This window comes from Salmonella sp. SJTUF15570, assembly GCF_043357055.1.
Taxonomy (GTDB): domain Bacteria; phylum Pseudomonadota; class Gammaproteobacteria; order Enterobacterales; family Enterobacteriaceae; genus Salmonella; species Salmonella enterica.
In genome coordinates, this window is the sequence record NZ_JBEUKJ010000001.1 from 269,875 (window position 1) to 293,100 (window position 23,226).

Sequence of the window (23,226 nt, forward strand, 5' to 3'; positions counted from 1 at the left end):
TTGTTTTTATATTCCGCGATTACTGGCCGCTCAATACTCGCGCAGGGTCAATGTTGCTCGCCCGCCGCGCCGGATACCAGCTCGCCAGTAAGCTTAACAACAACGCCGTGACCAGTACGTAAACAACGTCCAGCCAATGTAATTCGGATGGCAGGAAGTCGATAAAATAGATATCGCCGGACAAAAACTGATGCCCGATCGCCTTTTCAATCCCATTAATAATGGCGGTAAGCTGAAGCGAAACGACAACGCCGATCGCCACGCCAATCAAACTGCCCAGCAAGCCCGCGAGTAGCCCGTACCAGACGAAAATGGCACGAATCAAACCATCTTTCGCCCCCAGCGTTCTTAATACCGCAATGTCGCCGCTTTTGTCTTTTACCGCCATCACTAAGGTGGAAACGATATTAAAACAGGCCACGCCGATCACCAGAATCATCGCCAGATACATAATGGCGCGAATCATCTGGATATCGCGATACATATAGCCGTAGGTGCCGATCCAGCTCTTAATGTAGACATAGCTGTTAGTCACTTCACCCGCATCACGCACCAGTTTGTTCGCATTAAACACGTCGTGGACTTTAAGCGCGATACCGGAAACGCTGGACCCCATATCCAGATACTGCTGCGCATCCTCAAGCGGGATCATGGCGAAGCTGTGATCGAGCTGGCCGCTCAGTTGCAGAATCCCGATGACATGCAAACGCACGCGTTTGGGCTGGAGCAGCTTATGGTCGGCATTCGCATTGGGGATCATGATGGACACCCAGTCGCCCTGTTTCACGTTCAGCGCATCGGCGACGCCTTTACCGATAATGATCTGCTGCTCGCCCGCTTTGAAATGATCCCAGGCGTGATTTTGCACAAATGACGGTAACGCGCTAAGCTGCTGCTCTTGCTTAGGGTCGACGCCTTTAACCTGAATGGCGCGCAAATTCGCCCCGCTCTCTACCAGGCCGGTAAAATTGATATACGGCGCGGCGGCGGCAATGCCCGGCACCTTCTGCACTTTTGCCAGCGCTTCACGCCAGTTGGTCCACGGCTGATTGACCGCTTCAATCTCCCCGTGCGGAACCACCGCCAGAATACGGTTATTCAACTCGCGTTCGAAACCGTTCATCGCGCTTAAACCGACAATCAATACCGCCACGCCCAGCGCGATACCGATGGTAGAAATGACGGAAATGAGCGAAACCATACCGCCGCGCCGCCGTCCACGGCTGAAACGCAAGCCAATTAACAATGATAAAGGCGACGCCATTACTCCGCCCCCATCAGGCTCAGTTCCGCCGTCAGGCGGCCATCGCGCATCTCAAGCTGGCGGCTCATACGTTTCGCCAGTTGCAAATCGTGAGTCACCACCAGAAACGCGGTTCCCTGCAGACGATTTAACTCGCCCAGAAGCTCAAAAATACTGTCGGCATTACGCGCATCCAGATTACCGGTCGGCTCATCCGCCAGTACCAGACGCGGGTTATTCACCAACGCGCGCGCTATCGCGACACGCTGGCGCTCACCGCCGGAAAGTTCCGAAGGTCGATGGGTTGCGCGATGCTCCAGCCCTACGGCGTGCAGCATTTCTCGCGCCCGAGCATCAATCTCCGCCGGTTTCTTTTTGCCAATCAATAATGGCATCGCCACGTTTTCCAGCGCCGTAAAATCCGGCAGGAGATGATGAAACTGATAGATAAACCCCAGTTTCTGGTTACGTAATTCCGCTTTTGCCGCAGAAGAGAGTTTGCTCATCGGCTGGCCGCTAAAAATCACATCGCCAGAGGTAGGCGTATCCAGCCCGCCTAACAGATGCAGCAACGTACTTTTACCCGAACCGGAACTGCCGACGATCGCCATCATTTCGCCTTCGCCGATACTGAAGCTGACATCGTGCAACACGTCGGTTTGTACGGTGCCTTCCTGATAGCGTTTGCACAGGTTGTCGCATTGCAACAGGATCTTATTCATAACGTAAAGCCTCAGCGGGTTGAGTGGCGGCAGCGCGCCAGGAAGGATAAAGCGTAGAAAGCAGCGCGATGGCCATTGCCACCAGCGCGATAACGATCACCTGTAACGGCTCTATCGCCACGGGCAACGCAGCGCCATCCAGAAACGCGCCGATGATCGGCATCAGGTTATTCAGTTGGCTGGCAAGCAATGCGCCCAGCGCGGCGCCCAACAGCGCGCCGATAATCCCGGCGCTGGCGCCCTGCACCATAAAGACCATCATAATTTGTCGCGGCGTCAGCCCTTGAGTTTGTAAAATCGCCACTTCGCCCTGCTTCTCCATGACCATCAGACCCAACGAAGTAATAATGTTAAAAGCCGCGACCGCCACGATGAGGCTCAGCAACAATCCCATCATGTTCTTTTCCATGCGCACAGCCTGGAACAACTCGCCTTTACGTTCGCGCCAGTCCTGCCACTTAGTGCCTTGCGGCAGCGTCTGTTGGCTGAGGGTATCGACTTGCAGCGGTTCATCCAGCCACAGACGCCAGCCGGTAATATTGCCTGCCGGATAGCGCATTAAACGCGATGCGTCCTGAATATTGACCAGCATTTCATAGCCATCGACCTCGCTATTGGCGGCAAATGTGCCAATCACCGTAAACAGACGCTGGCTGGGCAGACGTCCCATTGGCGTAAACTGGCTGGCAGATGGCACCATTAGCCGAATCTGATCGCCGCGGTTGACCCCTAACTGTCCGGCGAGCTGCTCGCCGAGGATGACATTATACTTACCCGGCTGTAATTCGCTTTGCTTCACATTGACCAGATACGGCGTTAACGGATCTTTTTGCGCCGGATCGATACCCAACATCACGCCAACCGCAACGCTACGCGCGCTTTGCAGTACGACATCGCCCGTCGTCAGCGGCGCAATACGGTTAACGCCTTGCAGATTCACCGCTTTTTCCGGCATCTGATTCGGGTTAAGAGAGCCATGTTCAGCAGAGAGGATGGCCTGAGGCATCAAACCAAGAATATTATTTTGCAGTTCGCGCTCAAAACCGTTCATCACCGACAATACCGTGACCAGCGCCATCACCCCCAGGGTAATGCCGATAGTGGAAAGCCAGGAAACGAAGCGACCGAAGCGATCTGCTGCACGCCCGCGCATGTAACGCAGGCCGATGAATAGAGCGACAGGTTGATACATGTAATCCGTCTGGTTGCTGTTAGCAAAGTCCCGAGTATATAAGCGAAAGCGGAATGCGTAAATGTCTGAACCGTAAGAGTTCGTCAGCGTTATTCTGAAAAAGGCCGACAAATCAAGTCACTTACATGTTCATACTTTACCTGTTCGGCGTGTTATGCGGCGGATTCAATTTGCTAATAAACAACGATCGCGGATAATAAAGAACATTGCTTATCAGTCATATGCCCCTGAATACCTGAGTCCTTCATGCTGTCCCGGCGCGCAGCCAACCATGAAGCAGCCTGAAGGGTGACGCGTAGAGTGCGGCGTAAAACAAAAAGAGATACTGACAACCGTTATGCCTGAAAAACAACGTTACACGCTGCCGACAAAAGCGGGCGATCAGCGCCAGTTGGGCGAACTTACCGGTGCCGCCTGCGCTACGCTGGTGGCGGAGATAGCCGAACGCCATGCCGGTCCGGTGGTACTCATAGCGCCTGACATGCAAAATGCTCTGCGATTGCATGATGAAATCCGCCAGTTTACCGATCAGATGGTCATGAACCTGGCGGACTGGGAAACGCTACCGTATGACAGCTTCTCCCCGCATCAGGAAATTATCTCTTCGCGTCTGTCCACGCTCTACCAGTTGCCGTCGATGCAGCGCGGCGTCTTGATTGTACCGGTAAACACCCTGATGCAGCGCGTTTGTCCGCATAGCTATCTGCATGGTCATGCACTGGTGATGAAAAAAGGCCAGCGGCTGTCCCGCGACGCTCTGCGCGCGCAGCTTGACAGCGCCGGTTATCGGCATGTCGATCAGGTGATGGAGCATGGCGAATACGCGACGCGCGGCGCGCTGTTGGATCTCTTTCCGATGGGCAGCGAACAGCCTTATCGCCTCGACTTTTTTGATGATGAAATCGACAGCCTGCGTCTGTTTGACGCGGATACCCAACGTACGCTGGAGGAGGTCGAGGCCATCAATTTGTTGCCCGCGCACGAATTTCCTACCGACAAAGCCGCTATTGAGCTTTTCCGTAGCCAGTGGCGCGATACCTTTGAGGTAAAACGCGACGCCGAGCACATCTATCAGCAGGTTAGCAAAGGCACCTTGCCCGCCGGGATCGAATACTGGCAGCCGCTCTTTTTCAGCGAACCGTTACCGCCATTATTTAGCTATTTCCCCGCCAATACTCTGGTGGTGAATACTGGCTCGCTGGAAACCAGCGCCGAACGCTTTCAGGCCGATACGCTGGCGCGTTTTGAAAATCGCGGCGTCGATCCTATGCGCCCGCTTTTGCCGCCGGAAGCCCTCTGGCTACGGGTAGATGAGCTCTTTTCCGAGCTTAAACGCTGGCCTCGCCTCCAGCTTAAAACCGACCATCTGCCGGAAAAAGCCGCCAATACCAATCTTGGTTTCCAGAAATTACCGGATTTGGCTATCCAGGCGCAGCAGAAAGCGCCGCTGGACGCGCTGCGTAAATTCCTCGAATCTTTCAGCGGTCCGGTGATTTTTTCGGTGGAAAGCGAAGGACGCCGCGAAGCGCTGGGAGAGCTCCTGGCTCGCATAAAAATCGCGCCGAAGCGAATATTACGCCTGGACGAGGCGCAGGATGCGGGACGCTATCTGATGATTGGCGCCGCAGAACATGGCTTTATCGACACCCAACGCAATCTGGCGCTGATTTGTGAAAGCGATCTCTTGGGTGAGCGGGTGGCGCGTCGCCGCCTGGATTCCCGCCGCACGATCAACCCGGATACGTTGATTCGTAACCTGGCGGAGCTCCACGTCGGTCAACCGGTAGTGCATCTGGAGCACGGCGTCGGACGCTATGCCGGCATGACCACTCTGGAGGCTGGCGGCATCAAGGGTGAATATCTGATGCTCACCTACGCCAATGACGCCAAACTGTATGTGCCGGTTTCCTCATTGCATCTGATTAGCCGCTATGCCGGCGGCGCGGAAGAAAGTGCGCCGCTGCATAAACTGGGCGGCGACGCCTGGTCGCGCGCCCGGCAGAAAGCGGCGGAAAAAGTGCGCGATGTCGCAGCGGAACTGTTGGATATTTATGCGCAACGGGCGGCAAAAGAGGGTTTTGCCTTTAAGCATGATCGTGAGCAGTATCAGTTATTCTGCGACAGCTTCCCGTTTGAAACGACGCCCGATCAGGCACAGGCGATTAACGCCGTATTGAGCGATATGTGCCAACCGCTGGCGATGGACAGGCTGGTGTGCGGCGACGTCGGCTTCGGCAAAACCGAAGTGGCGATGCGCGCCGCGTTCCTGGCAGTGGAAAACCATAAACAAGTAGCGGTACTGGTGCCGACTACGCTGCTGGCGCAGCAACACTATGACAACTTCCGCGACCGTTTCGCCAACTGGCCGGTACGCATTGAGATGCTGTCCCGCTTTCGCAGCGCCAAAGAGCAGACGCAAATCCTGGCGGAAGCCGCCGAGGGTAAGATCGATATTCTGATCGGTACGCATAAACTGCTACAAAGCGATGTGAAGCTGCGCGACCTCGGCCTGCTGATTGTCGATGAAGAGCACCGTTTCGGCGTGCGCCACAAAGAGCGAATTAAGGCGATGCGCGCCGATGTCGATATTCTGACGCTCACGGCGACGCCGATCCCACGGACGCTGAATATGGCGATGAGCGGTATGCGCGATCTCTCCATTATCGCCACCCCCCCTGCCCGTCGTCTGGCGGTAAAAACCTTTGTCCGCGAGTATGATAGCCTGGTGGTAAGGGAAGCGATTCTGCGTGAAATCCTGCGCGGCGGTCAGGTTTACTATTTGTACAATGACGTCGAAAATATTCAGAAAGCCGCAGAGCGGCTGGCGGAACTGGTGCCGGAAGCGCGAATCGCTATAGGCCACGGACAGATGCGCGAACGTGAGCTGGAACGGGTCATGAACGATTTCCACCATCAACGTTTTAACGTGCTGGTGTGTACTACCATTATCGAAACGGGGATCGACATCCCCACCGCTAACACGATCATCATTGAACGCGCGGATCATTTCGGCCTCGCGCAGTTGCACCAGCTGCGTGGCCGCGTTGGGCGCTCGCACCACCAGGCCTACGCCTGGCTGTTGACGCCACATCCTAAGGCCATGACCACCGATGCGCAAAAACGGCTGGAGGCGATTGCGTCGCTGGAGGATTTAGGCGCCGGGTTTGCGCTGGCGACCCACGATCTGGAGATCCGCGGCGCGGGCGAACTGCTTGGCGAAGAGCAAAGCGGCTCAATGGAAACCATTGGCTTCTCACTCTACATGGAACTGCTGGAAAACGCCGTTGATGCGCTGAAAGCAGGCCGCGAACCCTCGCTGGAAGATCTCACCAGTCAGCAAACGGAAGTCGAGCTGCGAATGCCGTCGTTACTGCCGGATGATTTTATTCCGGATGTTAATACCCGGCTGTCATTCTATAAACGCATTGCCAGCGCGAAGAACGAAAACGAGCTGGAGGAGATCAAAGTGGAATTGATCGATCGCTTCGGCCTGCTGCCCGATCCGGCGCGTAATCTGCTGGATATCGCCCGCCTGCGCCAACAGGCGCAAAAGCTCGGCATCCGAAAACTGGAGGGTAACGAGAAAGGCGGAACGATTGAGTTCGCCGAGAAAAACCACGTTGACCCCGCCTGGCTTATCGGGTTGCTGCAAAAACAGCCGCAGCATTTCCGTCTGGATGGCCCGACGCGCCTCAAGTTTATTCAGGATTTAAGCGAACGTAAAACGCGTATAGACTGGGTACGCCAGTTTATGCAGCAACTGGAAGAAAACGCTATTGCATAAGCGTCAGGCCGGGCGTCATTACTCTGCGTCCGGCCTAATCTTTACAAATTCTTTGCACTTCCCTGCAGTTCCAGACACAGCCAGCCGCCATAATTCTTATTTCCTCTTTTATAAAAAATAACCACATAATAATCATGGGTTTATTATAATGTTCAACAATACGCGACTCTCTCGCTGGTGGGCGTTGCTTGCGCTTACCGCGACCATCATGCTTGCCCTTCCCGCGCAGGCGAATACGTGGCCTCTTCCGCCCCCCGGCAGTCGACTGGTGGGAGAAAATAAATTCCATGTCGTTGAAGACGACGGCGGCTCGCTGGAGGCGATCGCCAAAAAATATAACGTGGGCTTTTTAGCCCTGTTACAGGCCAACCCTGGCATTGATCCTTACGTGCCACGCGCAGGCAGCGTGCTGACGATTCCGCTGCAAACGCTGCTACCGGACGCGCCACGTGAAGGTATCGTCATTAACCTCGCGGAATTACGGCTTTACTATTATCAACCGGGGAAAAATACGGTCACGGTCTACCCTATCGGGATTGGCCAACTGGGCGGCGATACCCTGACGCCAACGATGGTGACGACCATTTCGGATAAACGCGCCAATCCAACCTGGACGCCGACCGCCAATATTCGCGCCCGTTATAAAGCGCAAGGCATCGATCTCCCCGCCGTGGTGCCTGCCGGTCCCGATAACCCAATGGGGCATCACGCGATTCGTTTAGCGGCCTACGGCGGCGTCTATCTGTTACATGGCACGAATGCCGATTTTGGCATTGGTATGCGCGTCAGTTCCGGCTGTATCCGTCTGCGCGACGGTGATATAGAGACATTGTTCCGTCAGGTCACGCCGGGAACCAAAGTGAATATAATCAATACGCCGATTAAAGCCTCGGTGGAGCCAGGCGGCGTGCGACTGGTGGAAGTTCATCAGCCGCTGTCTAAAAATATAGGCGACGATCCGCAGGTGTTGCCGATTGTGCTGAATGGCCCGATGCAGGCCTTTAAGGACGCGCCGCAGACCGATGCTGCGGTGATGGAACATGTTATGGAAGTGCGTTCCGGAATGCCGGTGGATGTAACCCGTCAAGCAGAGGCGAAACCGCAGTCGCTGTAAGCGTGAATAGCTGACCGACAAAAAAGCCTCGCGATGCATCGCGAGGCTTTTTCTTTTTATTGTGGCAATCGCAGCGGCATTAATGAGGGTTAATGCTTACTTATAGATTACCGCCGTACCGTGGAGGGTATTCGGGCCGGTAACAGAGGTAATACGGAAAGACTTCGCCCCCATCTCCTGCGCTTTTTGCGCCAGCTGATCTTCCAGCGAGCCCAGATTCGTGCCGCCATTCGCGGAAATGGTGCCGAACTTCTGTTGACCTTCTGGCGTTGCCTGAACTTCAACGGCGGCGAAGCTGGCGAATGAGAGCGAACTCAGTACGGCAGCAGCGATGAGGGTTTTTACGTTTTTCATAGTGATGACCTTTAGCAGATGAATGGGTGTCGTAAGCATTAACTTAACGATCGATAAGTTAATCATAGATGTGATCTACATCACACGTCAACTTCTTTTTATAATGATCGTTATATAATTTATAAAGATGTTATTTTTCATGTGAATAGAATTGATTTATTTTTCTAATGAATACTCTGGAGCCAGAAGTGGTTTGTTTTTATAATAGAGAGACCGCTCTTTAAACAGGTACAACGGCATCATGACAACGGATACCACGAGTTGCGCGAAGAAAAGCCGTGGCCGACCAAAAGTGTTCGACAGGGAAGCCGCGCTTGATAAGGCCATGACTCTCTTCTGGCAGCACGGCTATGAAGCAACTTCGCTTGCCGATCTCGTAGAGGCTACCGGGGCGAAAGCGCCTACTCTCTATGCGGAATTCACTAACAAAGAAGGATTATTTCGCGCTGTCCTGGATCGCTACATCACTCGCTTTGCCTCAAAGCACGAAGCCCAGCTCTTTTGTGAAGAGAAAAGCGTGGAATCGGCGCTGGAAGATTACTTCACAGAAATTGCCGCCTGCTTTACCAGTACAGACACGCCAGCTGGCTGCTTTATGATTAATACGTCCGCCACCCTGGCCGCCTCCTCGCGCGATATCGCCCGCACGGTAAAATCACGCCACGCCATGCAGGAACAGACGCTCATCCAGTTTCTGCGCCAACGTCAGGAGCGCGGTGAAATTCCGGCGCACTGTAACCCGCAGGCGCTCGCAGAATATATAAACTGTATTTTACAGGGAATGTCGATCAGCGCCCGTGAAGGTGCCACCTTCGAACAACTGATGCAAATTACGCGTACGACTCTGCGCATCTGGCCTGAACTGCTCAAGTCCTGAACGACGCGGCTTCGGATAAAAAAAAGCCCCTCAGCCTGAGCGAATGAGGGGCTAACTTGCAGAGTACAGCTTTTTTATGCTTTGTTATTCAGAACCAGTTGGCCATTGCCGTCGAGGGGAATTTGCGTTCCGGGGTCTTTATCCATGCGGATTTTGCCCTGCTGATCGCCAATTTTGTAGGTCACGTCGTAGCCAAGCATCTTTTCAGATTTGTCATACACCGTCTTACAGCGTTGCTGCGTGGTAGTGTAGGTATCACTCTCCTGCATTGATCCCTGGATTTGATTGCCAGCATAACCGCCGCCCAGCGCCCCGACGACCGTCGCCACATCTTTACCACGACCGCCGCCAAATTGATGTCCAATCACGCCGCCTGCTACTGCGCCAAGCACCGAGCCGGCAATACGGTTTTCGTCCTGAACCGGTCTGCGATGCGTGACCGTGACATTACGGCACTCCTGACGCGGCGTTTTTACCGTCTCTTTAATCGGTTTAGCCGATATCACCTGCGCATACTGCGGACCACGATCAAATACGTTGAGACTGGCCACTGCCGCCACACCCAGCGCAGCCGCTACGCCAATCCCTATACCCGCCAACATTGATTTATTCACGGGAGCTCCTCCTTCGTTGCTATTGGTAACAATTTTGCAACCAGTATGCGAACAAAGCCAATCGGAATGAGGATGAAAAATGCGGGATGAGGCGGTAAAGCTGAAGGATTCGGACAACTCCGAAGCAAGAGATGGAGAAGCGCTCACCGGCGCGAGCAGCCGGTGAGGCGCAGAGAAATTAATGCAGTTTCAGGCGCGGACGAATGACGCGGTTAATACTACCCACCAGCATCATCAGGCCGGTTTTAAAGTATCCATGCAGCGCTATCTGGTGCATACGGTATAGCGAGATATACACGAAGCGGGCGATACGTCCTTCAATCATCATTGAACCGCGGGTCAGGTTCCCCATCAGACTACCCACGGTAGAGAAGTTGGACAGAGAGACCAGCGATCCATGATCTTTATACTGGTAAGCTTTCAGCGGTTTGCCATTCATCTGCGCCAGAATGTTATTCATCGCGCAGGTAGCCATCTGATGCGCCGCCTGAGCGCGAGGCGGCACAAAACCTCCCTCCGGACGTGCGCAGGAAGCGCAGTCGCCAATCGCATAAATATCAGGATCGCGCGTGGTTTGCAGCGTCGGTTCCACCACCAGTTGGTTAATGCGGTTCGTTTCCAGACCACCAATCTCTTTCATAAAATCTGGCGCTTTGATACCCGCCGCCCACACCATCAGATCGGCCTGAATATATTCACCTTCTTTCGTATGCAGACCGCCTTCGTCGGCGCTGGTGACCATAGTTTGCGTCAGCACGCGAACGCCCAGTTTGGTCAGTTCATTATGCGCGGCGCTGGAGATACGCGGCGGCAACGCAGGCAGAATACGCTCGCCAGCCTCAACCAACGTCACGTTCAGCGCGTCGTTGGTCAGCCCCTTATAACCATAGCTATGCAGCTGTTTTACCGCATTATGCAGTTCAGCCGACAGCTCAACCCCCGTCGCACCACCGCCAACGATGGCGATATTGACCTTACCGTTCGCGCCCAGATTAGCCGAATACTTGAGGAACAGGTTCAGCATCTCCTGGTGAAAACGGCGCGCCTGATGCGGGTTATCGAGGAAGATACAGTGCTCTTTCACGCCCGGCGTGTTGAAATCATTAGAGGTGCTGCCCAGCGCCATCACCAGCGTGTCATACGCGATTTTGCGCTCCGGCACCAGCAGTTCGCCCTTTTCATCACGCAACTCGGCAATGGTGATGGTTTTCGCTTCGCGATCGATATCCATCACCGACCCCAGCTGGAACTGGAAACCATGATTACGCGCATGAGCCAGATAGCTCAGCGCATCCACGCCTTCGTCCAGAGAGCCAGTCGCCACTTCGTGCAGCAATGGTTTCCACAGATGGCTGTGATTTCTGTCTACCAGCGTGATTTTCGCTTTTTTCTTGCGCCCCAGTTTATGGCCTAACTGCGTCGCCATTTCCAGCCCGCCAGCGCCGCCGCCGACAATCACGATCTTTTTTAATGGTGTAGTCAACGTGACCCCCTTAAATTTATTAACCAATTGTTAATTAAAAGTTATTAGCATAGCCTTTAATTAACAACAAGTTACGTTAATGAGAATAAGCTTCTGATATGAGAATAGCATGAACGGTGCATTGGTCATACCAAAATTGATGTGCATCAAGTTTTCATGCTGAAAAGATAGACAGTTTGCGAGAATTGAGCATAAAAAAACCAGCCGCAAGGCTGGTTATCCGGTCACTGATAACGCCATATTGCCGGATGGCGTTACCCCAGCGTTTTAAACGCTTTGATACGTTGCAAGTGCGGCGAAATATTTTTGAATTTGTGAGTCTGTTCCTCATCCCACACAATTTCATAAAACGGGTGAAGCGCTTGCGCTGAGCGTTGGCTGTCCAGCGCTTCATCATGACGCGAGAGGATCACCAGACAACGATCGCGATTTTTTTCGCGAAAGTTGGTCACGCACTTTGTAGCGATGTCCGCATATTCTTCCGGGCGATCGATTTTCCCCTCCATGTTTTCATAGGGGAACAGGTTCGGGTTAAAAACCACCTGACGGATATCGCACAAAAAGCCAATCCGCTCCGCCCAGTAACCGCCCAGCCCCACGCCACAGATTAAAGGGCGCTCGTCCACATTCAACTGCAACATTTTGTCCACTTCTTTCAGCAGATGCTGCATATCGTGCTTAGGATGCCGCGTACTGTAGCTTACCAGCCGAACATCCGGGTCGATAAACTGTAATTGCAACACTTTTTCATGGTTGCCCGGACTATTTGAATCAAAACCGTGTAAATAAATAATCATCTGGCACCCTCACGAAAACTCGAGTTAATGACCTGCTTTTTCTTCCTGCCAGCGTTCATGTAACTGGTTGAGCTGGGCGCTGGCTGTTTTCCAGCGTGCTGAGTCCATGAGCTCCCGGCGTGAAAATGAACCTTTATGATACAAACGTGTAACACGTTCTGCTTTGATCGGCGACAGATTATCCAGCACGCTGACTGCGCCTTTACGATTATTGCAGACCAGAATCATATCGCAACCCGCATCCAGCGACGCCTGAGCGCGCTCAGCATAGCTGCCCATAATCGCCGCGCCCTCCATCGACAGATCGTCGGAGAAAATGACGCCATCAAAGCCTAACTCCTGACGCAGCACCGTTTTCAGCCAGTACGGCGAACCGCTTGCCGGACGCGGATCGATAGCGCGGTAGATCACGTGGGCAGGCATAATCGCATCCAGTTTATTCTCGCTAATCAGCGTGCGGAACACCGACATATCTTTGCCACGGATGTCCGTTTCAGGACGTGGATCGCACGGCGTCTCTTTGTGGGAGTCCGCCGTGACCGCGCCGTGGCCGGGGAAATGCTTACCGGTCGTTTTCATCCCGGCGTCATGCATGCCGTCAATAAAGCGTGTTGCCATTGCCAACGCTTTTGCGGGATCGGCATGATAAGAACGCTCGCCAATTGCCGCGCTGATATGCCCGACGTCCAGCACTGGCGCAAAACTGATATCAATATCCATCGCGATCATTTCGCTGGCCATCAGCCACCCTGCCTCCTGCGCCAGTCGCCCCCCCTCTTCCAGCCCATGCAGCGCAAAAAAAGATTGCGCCGCGGGCAGGCGGGTAAACCCTTCACGGAAACGCTGTACGCGCCCGCCTTCCTGATCGACGGCCACCACCAGATGGTTACGCGATGCCGCCCGAATCTGGCGCACTAATTCGCGCAGCTGTTCCGGGTCATGGTAATTACGCGTGAACAGAATAAGCCCGCCAACCAGCGGATGCGCCAGTATCTCGCGCTCCTCCGCATCCAGCTCACATCCTTCGACATTCAACATTACTGGGCCCACACTGCTCTCCTTATCCTTTCATACGTAGCTGGCGCCAGGTTTCATCGGCCAGCCTGATAAATTGTTGCTCGCCGGTTTGTCGCCAGCGGTATTCGAACCACCCTGCTTTTAGCATAATGACCCAGGGGTGCCATAATCGTATCTGTCGCCATAGCTGCCGGGCGTCGATTCGCGCGCGCGCGGCATAAGCGTCTGCCAGTTGTCGGTGCTGGCGTTCATCCTCAACCCATACTGCCGCCAGCTCCAACGCAATATCGCCGTCGCCGGCATACTCCCAGTCAATCAGTCTCAACCCGGCGGACGTTAATACTATATTGTCGCCATGGACATCCATATGCAAAGGCGCGAGCCGCAGCGGGCGAGGTTCACCGTTTTTTTGCAACTGTTTGAGCCGCCGCAACCAAAACGGCGTATGCCTTGCCGGATCGCAACACGACCAGTACTGCGCCAATAGTGGCGATAGCGCGATACGCCAGCCAAAACGCGGCTGTTGATGCAAATGATACAGTAAGGCCGCCAGTTCGTCGGCATCTGGCAGAGCGGAATTTACCACACCATGCAGATATTCTACCGCCATCCAGCCCGGCGTATAAAAAAGCGCTCGCGGCGCCAGACTGGCCGGCAATTGGGATAAGGCGCGGTGATGACGTAAAAAATGGGCTGGTGGAGCGTCGGGGTCGTGATGACGGCGCAGCACGATACGGTGAGTATCGTGGGCAATAATACAGCTCCCGCCGCTTAGCCCCTGCGATGCGGCGACGGCGGGACGATACTGGGGAAAATAGCGCGACAGGATCTCGTCGCGCGTTAAGGGATTATTGTTGTTGGACCGCACCTTTACCTGACCAGATTATCTCGCCAGTTTGCACCAGCATTAACTGCATCTGTAATGCAGGCGCGTTAACGTTACCGGATGCGCTGGAGTAAAGTACATATTGCGCCCCGACATTGCGCGCAATGCCAATAGCTTTACTGCGCGTTCCCAGACTATCCTGCGGAGACAACCCTAACTGCTGTTTTGCCATCGAGAGTTGCTGTACAGAGACCAGCGTAAATTTACCGTTGTTCGCCAGCGCATTACGTAACGTTTCCGTTGCCTCGTTCGCATTTAACGACCCATTCGTCCGGTTATTCACGCTGTCGACAAGCAATACGCTTCCGGCCGTCACGCCATCAGCCTGCAACATTTTGCTGACCAGCGGTTGCATCGCGCCGTTCCAGTCATAGTGGCGCACCTTAGGCGCTGGCTGGCCCGTTTGATCTTCATGTTCGATCGGCCCCGGTTGCTGTGGAATGGTTGGCACAGACGGCACAACAGGAGGCTGCGGCGGCTGCGCGGGTTGTTCTGGCGCTGGTTTTACCTCTTCAACTGGCGCAGGTTGACGTTGCGCCATACACCCGGAGAGAAATATCGCCAGCGCAGCAATAGCAGCGTAGCGATGCATTTTTGTCATCAAAATTCACTCCTCACAAATAAAGATAAAGCCTGACCTTATGCGCCCCCAGATAATTGGCGCTGCCAAATAGCGTTACCGACGAACGCGCGGGTATGGTTACGCTACGCGGCGCCTCCAGCGGATGCATCTCCAGCCCCCGCGCGTCATACCAGTAAAACCGATAATGAACGGTTATGGGCTCTTGCCTTTCGTTATAGACGCGGGAAGAGGCTGATGGCTGGATATCAGACGCCGTCAGTTCAGGCGGCTCTGCGGTGACGCCCGCCGCCAGAACCGTGGACTCCATCACCAGCGACTGCGCGTCGCTTACCGGAATTTCAGGGTGTGACCGACAGCCGGTAAGCAGCAGCAAGCCCAGAGAAACCGCGATGCATCCTTTGATCATACTTACAAGCCTTTATGCGCCAGCATCGGGCCTAGCGGGCGGCCGCCCAGTAGGTGCATATGGATATGATAAACCTCCTGGCCCCCATGACGGTTGGTATTCATGATTAAACGATACCCATCTTCGGCAATGCCTTCCTGTTCGGCGATTTTCGCCGCCACGGTGATCATCCGACCTAACGCCTGTTCATGTTCCGCCGTCACGTCATTGACGGTTGGGATCAGGATATTGGGAATAATCAAGATATGCGTCGGCGCCTGCGGTGAAATATCACGAAAGGCGGTGACCAGCTCATCCTGATAAACGATATCCGAAGGGATTTCACGACGAATAATTTTGCTGAATATAGTTTCTTCTGCCACGACGTTTTCCTTTTTCATAATAGCCCTTGCAGCGCACATGCTACGCCGAGCCATACTGCGAGTATAGAGTATGAGCGAGTTACCGACGCTCTTTCAACTTTAACCCACGATTTATTAAGCGAAAAATGACTACATGCTGGACTTACCGCCATATCCCCCTGCCATGACGCCTTTGTACGCTTAAAAAATATTTCTAGTTTCCCTGGTTATACCGTTTTACACATTTAATACAAATGCGTATATTTCTCATTTTCATTTTTATGCGCATTAACTAGCAAAGAATGAAAAGGTTCAACGTCATACGTCCTGAACTTACCCCAATAACAAGCAAGGATTTTCAGATGTCTTTCATTCAATACCGCCGGGACAAACACCTTCCGTCCACCGCCGCACCGTCGCTGTTAGCTATGGGTATGGCGATGGCATTTATGCCTGCCGCCTTCGCGGCTGAGGATACCGTTATTGTCGAAGGCGCGACGACCGCTGACGCCGTAAACCGTGAAGAACAGGATTACAGCGTGAAAACGACCGCAGCGGGCACCAAAATGCCGATGACTCAGCGCGATATCCCGCAGTCGGTCAGTATTGTCAGCCAACAGCGTATGGAAGACCAGCAGTTGCAAACCCTGGGCGAGGTGATGACCAATACGCTGGGGATCAGCGGAAGCCAGGCTGACTCCGATCGCATCAGCTATTACTCGCGCGGGTTTGAAATTGACAACTATATGGTTGACGGTATTCCAACGTATTTTGAGTCCCGCTGGAATCTGGGAGATGCGCTAACGGATACCGCGCTGTATGAGCGCGTGGAGGTGGTTCGCGGCGCGAATGGGCTGATGACCGGAACCGGCAATCCTTCTGCCTCAATTAATATGATCCGTAAACACGCCACCAGTCGGGAGTTCAAAGGTAACGTCTCCACAGAATACGGTAGCTGGAATAAGCAGCGTTACGTCATGGATCTGCAAAGTCCGCTCACCGCAGACGGTAATGTCCGTGGGCGCATCGTGGCGGGTTATCAGAATAATGATTCCTGGCTGGACCGCTATAACAGTGAGAAAGCGTTCTTTTCCGGAATTGTCGATGCCGATCTGGGTGCAACCACCAGCCTTTCAGCCGGTTATGAATATCAAAAAATTGATGTCAACAGCCCGACCTGGGGCGGTCTGCCGCGCTGGAACACCGATGGCAGCAAAAATAGCTATGACCGCGCGCGTAGTACCGCCCCGGACTGGGCTTATAACAACAAAGAGATAAATAAATTCTTCGTCACGCTTAAACAGCGTTTTGCCGAAAGCTGGCAGGCGACCCTGAATGCGACCCATACTGAGGTCAAATTCGACAGTAAAATGATGTATATCGATGCGTTAGTCGATAAAGAGACAGGTACGCTGGTGAGTCCTTATGGCGCAAGCTACCCCGTGGTCGGCGGTACGGGCTGGAACAGCGGCAAACGCAAAGTAGATGCCATAGATCTCTTTGCCGATGGCGCTTATGAGCTGTTTGGCCGCCAGCACAATATGATGTTTGGCGGCAGTTATAGTAAGCAGAATAACCGCTATTTTAGCGCCTGGGCGAACGTCTTTCCGGACGACATTGGCAACTTCAGCGCCTTTAACGGTAATTTCCCCCAAACCCACTGGGCGCCACAAAATCTGGCGCAGGACGATACCACGCATATGAAATCGCTGTATGCCGCTACGCGCATTTCGCTGGCCGACCCGCTGCATCTGATTCTTGGCGCTCGTTATACCAACTGGCGTGTTGATACACTGACCTACAGCATGGAGAAAAACCATACCACGCCGTATGCCGGGCTGATTTATGATATCAACGACAACTGGTCCGCTTATGCCAGTTATACCTCTATCTTTCAGCCGCAGAATAAACGCGACAAAGCGGGTCAATATCTGGCTCCGATTACCGGTAATAACTATGAAGCGGGTCTGAAGTCCGACTGGATGAACAGCCGCCTCACCACCACGTTGTCCGTGTTCCGCATTGAGCAGAATAACGTCGCTCAGGCAACCACTATTCCCATCCCTGGCAGTAATGGGGAGTTTGCCTGGAAGTCTACTGACGGAACGGTGAGCAAAGGCGTCGAATTTGAAGTAAACGGCGCAATTACCGATAACTGGCAGATGACTTTCGGGGCTACCCGGTATGTTGCCGAGGACAATGAAGGTAACGCCGTGAACCCTAATCTTCCGCGCACCAGCGTGAAGTTATTCACCCGCTATCGTCTGCCGGCGATACCGGAGCTGACGGTCGGCGGCGGCGTGAACTGGCAGAATCGGGTTTACAAAGATACCACGACGCCGTACGGCACTTTCCGCGCCGAACAGGGCAGCTATGCGCTGGTCGATCTGTTTACCCGCTATCAGGTGACGAAAAATTTCTCCGTACAGGGAAACATCAACAACCTGTTTGATAAAACCTACGACACCAATATTGATGGTTCCATTGTTTACGGCGCGCCGCGTAACGTCAGCCTCACCGCCAATTATCAGTTCTGACAGACTGTCGGAGAGCGGCATGTAAAGCGCCATTAAAAAAGGCAGCCGAATGGCTGCCTTAATTCTCCCCAACATCATTACTGCTTAGCTGTTACGGATGTACTCATCCATTTCCGTTTTCAGGTTATCGGATTTCGTACCGAAAATAGCCTGAACGCCGGAACCCGCGACGACAACGCCTGCCGCGCCCAGTTTCTTCAGGCCAGCCTGATCCACTTTCGCTACATCGGCTACGCTCACGCGCAGACGCGTGATACAGGCATCCAGGTTAGTGATGTTCTCTTTACCGCCAAACGCCGCAACCAAAGCCGGCGCCATTTCGCTGGTCGCGCCCGCTTTTGCGTCATCAGTAGTGTCTTCACGACCCGGCGTTTTCAGATCCAGCGCTTTGATCAGCACGCGGAAGACGGTGTAGTACACAATCGCATAACCGGCGCCAACAATCGGGAACAGCCACAATTTGCTGCTGTTACCGGACAGCACGATAAAGTCGATCAGACCGTGGGAGAACGACGTACCGTCACGCATCCCCAGCAGGATACAGATCGGGAATGCCAGACCTGCCAGAATCGCGTGAATGATGTACAGGATCGGCGCCACGAACATGAAGGAGAACTCGATAGGCTCGGTAATACCCGTCAAAAACGAGGTCAGCGCGGCGGAAATCATGATACCGCCCACTTTTGCGCGGTTTTCCGGTTTAGCAGAGTGCCAGATAGCAATGGCCGCAGCCGGCAGACCGTACATTTTGAACAGGAAGCCGCCAGACAACATACCCGCCGTCGGGTCGCCCGCCATATAGCGCGGAATGTCGCCGTGGAATACCTGACCCGCTGCGTTGGTGTATTCGCCGATCTGCATCTGGAAAGGAACGTTCCAGATATGATGCAGACCAAACGGCACCAGGCAACGCTCGATAAAACCGTAAATACCAAACGCGACAACCGGATTCTGATAAGCCGCCCACTGCGAGAACGCCTGGATAGCCGTACCGATTGGCGGCCATACGAAAGACAGCACCACACCGGTAAAAATAGCGGCCAGACCCGAAATGATCGGCACGAAGCGTTTGCCCGCAAAGAAGCCCAGATACTCAGGCAGTTTGATACGGTAGAAGCGGTTAAACATATACGCTGCGATCGCACCGGAGATAATCCCCCCGAGAACACCCGTATCAGCAAGGTGTTTAGCGGCGATCTCTTCAGCAGGTAAATGCAGAACCAGCGGCGCAACCACAGCCATGGTTTTCACCATGATGCCATACGCTACTACCGCCGCCAGAGCCGAAACGCCGTCGTTGTTGGTAAAGCCCAACGCCACGCCGATAGCGAAAATCAGCGGCATATTGGCAAAAACAGATCCGCCCGCTTCTGCCATAACGTGCGATACAACGGCTGGCAGCCAGCTGAAGTTAGCGGAACCGACACCCAGCAGGATACCTGCGATAGGGAGTACGGATACCGGCAGCATCAGCGATTTACCGACCTTTTGCAGGTTAGCAAATGCATTCTTAAACATAATTGAGAGTGCTCCTGAGTATTTGTGCTTTTCTACGTTCTCACGCATTGGCGAGGGGGGAGAACCCCGCCGTGGACAGGACATCTAAGTGCCCTTTTATTTATTACACAGAGTAAAATAAATACGTCTGATTTTGTTTGACGGCTATCACGTTTCAGCGCCAGATAGCCTAAAAAGTATCACATTCTGCCAAAATGAGTTTCCGAATGTTTCCATAAGCTCGCTCACCGCCCCTTTTGTGGCGGTGAACTTTACGCGCTTTGCTTATTAATTACGAGCTTTAAAAAAACTCGTTTAACGGATTGATGACAGGCGAGACGCGTCAATATGGAACAGGCGAGCAAAGTTATCGGTGGTGATCTGCGCCAGTTCTTCAACGGCAACCCCTTTCAATACCGCCATATATTCTGCGACGTCGCGTACCATCGCAGGCTGGTTCTCTTTACCGCGATGCGGCACCGGTGCCAGATAAGGAGAATCGGTCTCGACTAACAACCGATCCAGCGGCACATAGCGCGCCGCATCACGCAACTGTTCAGCGTTACGGAACGTTACGATGCCGGAAAAAGAGATATAAAACCCCAGATCCAGCAATTTGCCGGCCGTTTCTCTGTCTTCTGTAAAACAGTGTAGTACGCCGCCGCAATCCGTCACTTTTTCTTCGCGCAGGATAGCCAGCGTATCGGCACGCGCGTCGCGAGTATGGACAATCACCGGTTTATGCAATTCGCGGCCAATCTGGATATGATGAATAAAAGACGCCTGCTGGCGGATTTTGGTCTCAGGCGTGTAAAAGTAATCAAGCCCGGTCTCGCCCATCGCCACCACATCGTCTTCTGCAGCAAGGAGGCGCAGTTCTTCTACGTCATATGCTTCATCCTGATTTAACGGATGCACGCCGCAGGAAAAGACCACATTATCGCGCTTGCCTACCAGCTTGCGCATATGGCGATACCCCGGCAGCGTCGTCGCCACCGCTAAACAGAACTTCACATCGCGCGCGGCGGCTTTTGCCAGCACATCGTCCACGTCCTTATGCAAAGATTGATAATCCAGACCATCAAGATGGCAGTGTGAGTCGACTAAAAACATAATGTCTCTCTCAAAGATGAGGAACAGGCAACAAGGTGCCTGGTTGCAGGTAATGCTCGATGCGGAGAATGAGATCGGTTAATACCAGTTCGCGGTTTAATCCGGTCACATGGAGTAATTGATCACGGCAATGGCAAACATCGTTCAGGATTGCCTGAATACGCGCCGGGGATAGCGGCCCCGCCAGCGCGGCAACAACCGCGTCCGCATCAACGTTTGTCAGGTACGACGCGCCGTGCTGACGTTTCAGCGCGTCTACCAGCAGCGTCGCCAGCCAATGCAGGCGCGCCGGGGCTTGCTCATGATTGAGCGCCGTTAATAACGCATACCAGTCGCCCGTATGCAAACTGTCCATTAACGCCTGACACAGCGCCTCACGCTGCGCCCAGCGTTCAGACTGCAACAGCGCCAGCGCGGCGCCGGGCGACCCCGCGTTCAGGCGTAGCGCCGTGAGCAATGCTTCTTGTGACGCCGTCACTTCTCGCGATAGCCATGACATCGCATACGATTCGGACGGCGGCGCCAGATGATGCAGCCGGCAGCGGCTGCGTAATGTCGCCAACAGACGAGCAGGCTCCGGGCTGGCAAGGAAAAACCAGGTTTGCTCCGGCGGCTCTTCCAGCGTTTTGAGCAACGCATTGGCGGCGGCGTCGGTTAATAGCGCCGCATCCGCAATCCACACCACCTTCGCGCCGCCCAGACGGGAGTGCTCGTACAATTTCTCGCTGACCTCGCGTACCGCATCTACGCCGAGGCTGCTTTTGCCTTTATCCGGCGTCAGCGTGTAATAGTCCGGATGCGTGCCAGCCTGCATAAGCTGACAGCCACGGCAATGCCCACAGCTTTTGTGGCCCTCAGGCTGCTGGCATAACAGATAACGGCTCAGCGCATAGCACAGCGCCTCGTCGCCCATGCCAGGTAAGGCCTGAATCAGTAGCGCATGGTGCCCACGTCCCGCCTGGTAACTTTCTACCAGTTTTTCATAGGCGGGCCGTAACCATGGATACCATTTCATGCCGCTTGCTCCTGCACCCACTTCGTCACCGTGGCGCGAATGTCGCGCATGACGGCATCCAGCGGCTGGGTCGCGTCAATGGTGCGGATACGCGAGTCTTGCGCCGCCAGTTCCAGATAGCGCGCGCGAGTCCGGTTAAAGAAATCAAAAGATTCCTGCTCAATGCGATCCAAATCGCCGCGCGCTCTGGCGCGTTTTAGCCCGACTTCCGGCGTGACATCCAGATACAGCGTCAGGTCAGGGCGAAAATCGCCCAGCACGGCATCGCGTAGTGTCGCCAGCATGGTTTGATCAATGCCGCGCCCTCCCCCCTGATACGCCTGGGTCGAGAGATCGTGGCGATCGCCGATCACCCATATGCCTTGCGCCAGCGCGGGTTTGATTACCGTTTCGACGAGCTGTACGCGAGCGGCATAAAACATCAGCACTTCCGCTTTATCGGTAATCACTTCGTCGCCTACCGATCGGATATCCAACACCAGACTTCGTAGTTTTTCGGCAAGCTGCGTACCGCCCGGCTCACGGGTAAAAATCATATTACGAATACCCAGTTGCTCAAGGGTCTCCACCACCACGTCGCGCGCAGTGGTTTTTCCGGCGCCTTCCAGGCCCTCGATGACGATATAATTACTGCCCATTTTTTTCCTTAAGCACTTTCAGGTACTCCTGCACTGACCGATTATGGCTGGCAAGATTGGTGTTAAATGTGTGACCACCTTTACCGTCGGCCACAAAATAGAGATACGGCGTTTTCGCCGGATGCGCCGCCGCCTGCAATGACGCTTCGCTGGGCGATGCGATCGGTCCTGGCGGCAGCCCGGTTATGGTATACGTGTTATAAGCCGTCGGCTTTTCCAGATCCGCACGCGACAAGTTACCATTATAACTCGTCCCCATCCCGTAAATCACGGTGGGATCGGTCTGAAGGCGCATACCGATTCTCAGGCGATTAATAAAGACTGAGGCCACCTGATCGCGTTCGCTGGCGACAGCCGTCTCTTTTTCAATAATCGAGGCCATTGTCACCAGTTGGTTCTGATCTTTATAAGGCAGCCCCTCGGCCCGGCCTTTCCAGACAGTATCGACAGCTTTCACCATCTTTTGATGCGCTCGCTTGAGAATAGCGACATCGCTGGTGTTGGCGGTATACATCCAGGTATCAGGCCAGAACCACCCTTCTACCCATTCCGGGTGCGCAAGCTTTAATGCCTGAGCGACAGTGGCATAGTCATCATCCGGCAATGTATGGCGAATATACGGCGCCTCTCGTAGCTGTTTCAGGTAATCGCTAAGGCGCATCCCTTCCACAAACCGCAACGGGAATTGCGCTTCTTTGCCGCTCTCCAGCAACTCAAGCATTTCCCGTACGGTCATCCCCGGCGTAAAACGGTAAGTTCCCGCTTTAAAGTGCGATAACTCAGGCTCCACGCGCAGCAGCCACTGAAATACCCGGGGGCGATTAATGATTTTTTCATCATAAAGCTGGTCGCCAAGCGCCAGCCGCCCCGTTCCCGCCTTGAGCGTAAAGATAGTCTCGTTTTTAATAAGTAACGTGCTGTTCGCCAGATGGCGAACTTTCCACATCCCCACGCCCGCGGCAATACCCAGCACAACCAACAGCAGAAGGAAAACGCCTGACAATTTTTTCATA

The 23,226-nt window shown here is 54.0% G+C and carries 21 protein-coding genes; 4 read left to right on the forward strand and 17 right to left on the reverse strand.

From position 1 onward, the window contains the following. Positions 1-19: 19 nt before the first annotated feature. From lolE to lolC, 3 genes are read right to left on the reverse strand one after another with little or no spacing between them, the layout of a single operon-like run. The gene (gene lolE, locus ABVN44_RS01430; protein WP_000168091.1) at positions 20-1,264 is read right to left on the reverse strand and encodes a lipoprotein-releasing ABC transporter permease subunit LolE; all 1,245 of its coding nucleotides are present in this window, start codon (positions 1,262-1,264) and stop codon (positions 20-22) included. Then, entirely contained in the window at positions 1,264-1,965 is a 702-nt protein-coding gene (gene lolD, locus ABVN44_RS01435) for a lipoprotein-releasing ABC transporter ATP-binding protein LolD (protein WP_001033714.1), read from the reverse strand. Before lolD ends, lolE begins: the two co-directional genes overlap by 1 nt. Next, positions 1,958-3,157 (reverse strand): lipoprotein-releasing ABC transporter permease subunit LolC, encoded by a 1,200-nt coding sequence (lolC, locus tag ABVN44_RS01440; protein ID WP_001518787.1) that lies wholly within the window; start codon positions 3,155-3,157, stop codon positions 1,958-1,960. Before lolC ends, lolD begins: the two co-directional genes overlap by 8 nt. A gap of 337 nt (positions 3,158-3,494) precedes the next feature. Between lolC and mfd the strand changes: the two genes are divergently transcribed. Together mfd and ABVN44_RS01450 are read left to right on the forward strand one after the other, a co-directional pair. Then, positions 3,495-6,941, forward strand: a complete 3,447-nt coding sequence (gene mfd / locus ABVN44_RS01445; protein ID WP_001114323.1) for a transcription-repair coupling factor — start codon at positions 3,495-3,497, stop codon at positions 6,939-6,941. A gap of 148 nt (positions 6,942-7,089) precedes the next feature. After that, positions 7,090-8,055, forward strand: a complete 966-nt coding sequence (locus ABVN44_RS01450) for a L,D-transpeptidase family protein (RefSeq protein ID WP_000482967.1) — start codon at positions 7,090-7,092, stop codon at positions 8,053-8,055. A gap of 96 nt (positions 8,056-8,151) precedes the next feature. Here the strand turns inward: ABVN44_RS01450 and bhsA are convergent, their stop codons facing one another. Next, positions 8,152-8,409 carry a multiple stress resistance protein BhsA gene (gene bhsA / locus ABVN44_RS01455; protein WP_000800159.1) on the reverse strand — a complete coding sequence of 86 codons (258 nt, stop codon included), beginning with the start codon at positions 8,407-8,409 and terminating at the stop codon, positions 8,152-8,154. 241 nt (positions 8,410-8,650) lie between these two features. Between bhsA and comR the strand changes: the two genes are divergently transcribed. Beyond that, positions 8,651-9,286 (forward strand): TetR family copper-responsive transcriptional repressor ComR, encoded by a 636-nt coding sequence (gene comR, locus ABVN44_RS01460; protein WP_000205986.1) that lies wholly within the window; start codon positions 8,651-8,653, stop codon positions 9,284-9,286. A gap of 74 nt (positions 9,287-9,360) precedes the next feature. Here the strand turns inward: comR and ABVN44_RS01465 are convergent, their stop codons facing one another. The 8 genes from ABVN44_RS01465 to hinT all read right to left on the reverse strand — a co-directional run bounded on the left by ABVN44_RS01465 (position 9,361) and on the right by hinT (position 15,434). After that, positions 9,361-9,900: a glycine zipper 2TM domain-containing protein gene (locus ABVN44_RS01465; protein ID WP_001043449.1), complete on the reverse strand. Its 540-nt coding sequence runs from the start codon at positions 9,898-9,900 to the stop codon at positions 9,361-9,363. A 178-nt stretch (positions 9,901-10,078) separates the two neighbouring features. Further along, entirely contained in the window at positions 10,079-11,383 is a 1,305-nt protein-coding gene (gene ndh / locus ABVN44_RS01470) for an NADH-quinone dehydrogenase (protein ID WP_000211053.1), read from the reverse strand. Positions 11,384-11,637: 254 nt separating this feature from the next. Next, entirely contained in the window at positions 11,638-12,180 is a 543-nt protein-coding gene (ycfP, locus tag ABVN44_RS01475; protein ID WP_000587943.1) for an alpha/beta hydrolase YcfP, read from the reverse strand. A gap of 24 nt (positions 12,181-12,204) precedes the next feature. Beyond that, on the reverse strand, positions 12,205-13,230 hold the full coding sequence (gene nagZ / locus ABVN44_RS01480; RefSeq protein WP_000529340.1) for a beta-N-acetylhexosaminidase: 1,026 nt from the start codon (positions 13,228-13,230) through the stop codon (positions 12,205-12,207). A gap of 10 nt (positions 13,231-13,240) precedes the next feature. Further along, complete coding sequence (thiK, locus tag ABVN44_RS01485) at positions 13,241-14,065, reverse strand: thiamine kinase (RefSeq protein ID WP_023232569.1); 825 nt, start codon at positions 14,063-14,065, stop codon at positions 13,241-13,243. After that, positions 14,046-14,684: a penicillin-binding protein activator LpoB gene (gene lpoB / locus ABVN44_RS01490; protein WP_000164359.1), complete on the reverse strand. Its 639-nt coding sequence runs from the start codon at positions 14,682-14,684 to the stop codon at positions 14,046-14,048. Before lpoB ends, thiK begins: the two co-directional genes overlap by 20 nt. Before the next feature lie 13 nt (positions 14,685-14,697). Next, positions 14,698-15,072 (reverse strand): YcfL family protein, encoded by a 375-nt coding sequence (locus tag ABVN44_RS01495; RefSeq protein ID WP_000589563.1) that lies wholly within the window; start codon positions 15,070-15,072, stop codon positions 14,698-14,700. 2 nt (positions 15,073-15,074) lie between these two features. Then, positions 15,075-15,434, reverse strand: coding sequence for a purine nucleoside phosphoramidase (gene hinT, locus ABVN44_RS01500; RefSeq protein ID WP_001532068.1), 360 nt, complete (start codon positions 15,432-15,434; stop codon positions 15,075-15,077). 341 nt (positions 15,435-15,775) lie between these two features. On the opposite strand from hinT, the gene fhuE reads away from it, so the two are divergent. Next, positions 15,776-17,950 (forward strand): ferric-rhodotorulic acid/ferric-coprogen receptor FhuE, encoded by a 2,175-nt coding sequence (gene fhuE, locus ABVN44_RS01505; protein ID WP_020839417.1) that lies wholly within the window; start codon positions 15,776-15,778, stop codon positions 17,948-17,950. An 84-nt stretch (positions 17,951-18,034) separates the two neighbouring features. Here the strand turns inward: fhuE and ptsG are convergent, their stop codons facing one another. The 5 genes from ptsG to yceG form a co-directional block, all read right to left on the reverse strand. Then, entirely contained in the window at positions 18,035-19,468 is a 1,434-nt protein-coding gene (ptsG, locus tag ABVN44_RS01510) for a PTS glucose transporter subunit IIBC (RefSeq protein WP_000475705.1), read from the reverse strand. A 294-nt stretch (positions 19,469-19,762) separates the two neighbouring features. Further along, positions 19,763-20,560 (reverse strand): metal-dependent hydrolase, encoded by a 798-nt coding sequence (locus tag ABVN44_RS01515; RefSeq protein WP_000480277.1) that lies wholly within the window; start codon positions 20,558-20,560, stop codon positions 19,763-19,765. A 10-nt stretch (positions 20,561-20,570) separates the two neighbouring features. Further along, positions 20,571-21,575, reverse strand: a complete 1,005-nt coding sequence (gene holB / locus ABVN44_RS01520) for a DNA polymerase III subunit delta' (protein WP_000872450.1) — start codon at positions 21,573-21,575, stop codon at positions 20,571-20,573. Continuing rightward, positions 21,572-22,213 carry a dTMP kinase gene (tmk, locus tag ABVN44_RS01525; RefSeq protein ID WP_000535396.1) on the reverse strand — a complete coding sequence of 214 codons (642 nt, stop codon included), beginning with the start codon at positions 22,211-22,213 and terminating at the stop codon, positions 21,572-21,574. Before tmk ends, holB begins: the two co-directional genes overlap by 4 nt. After that, positions 22,203-23,225: a cell division protein YceG gene (gene yceG, locus ABVN44_RS01530; protein ID WP_000736459.1), complete on the reverse strand. Its 1,023-nt coding sequence runs from the start codon at positions 23,223-23,225 to the stop codon at positions 22,203-22,205. Before yceG ends, tmk begins: the two co-directional genes overlap by 11 nt. Position 23,226 lies beyond the last annotated feature (1 nt).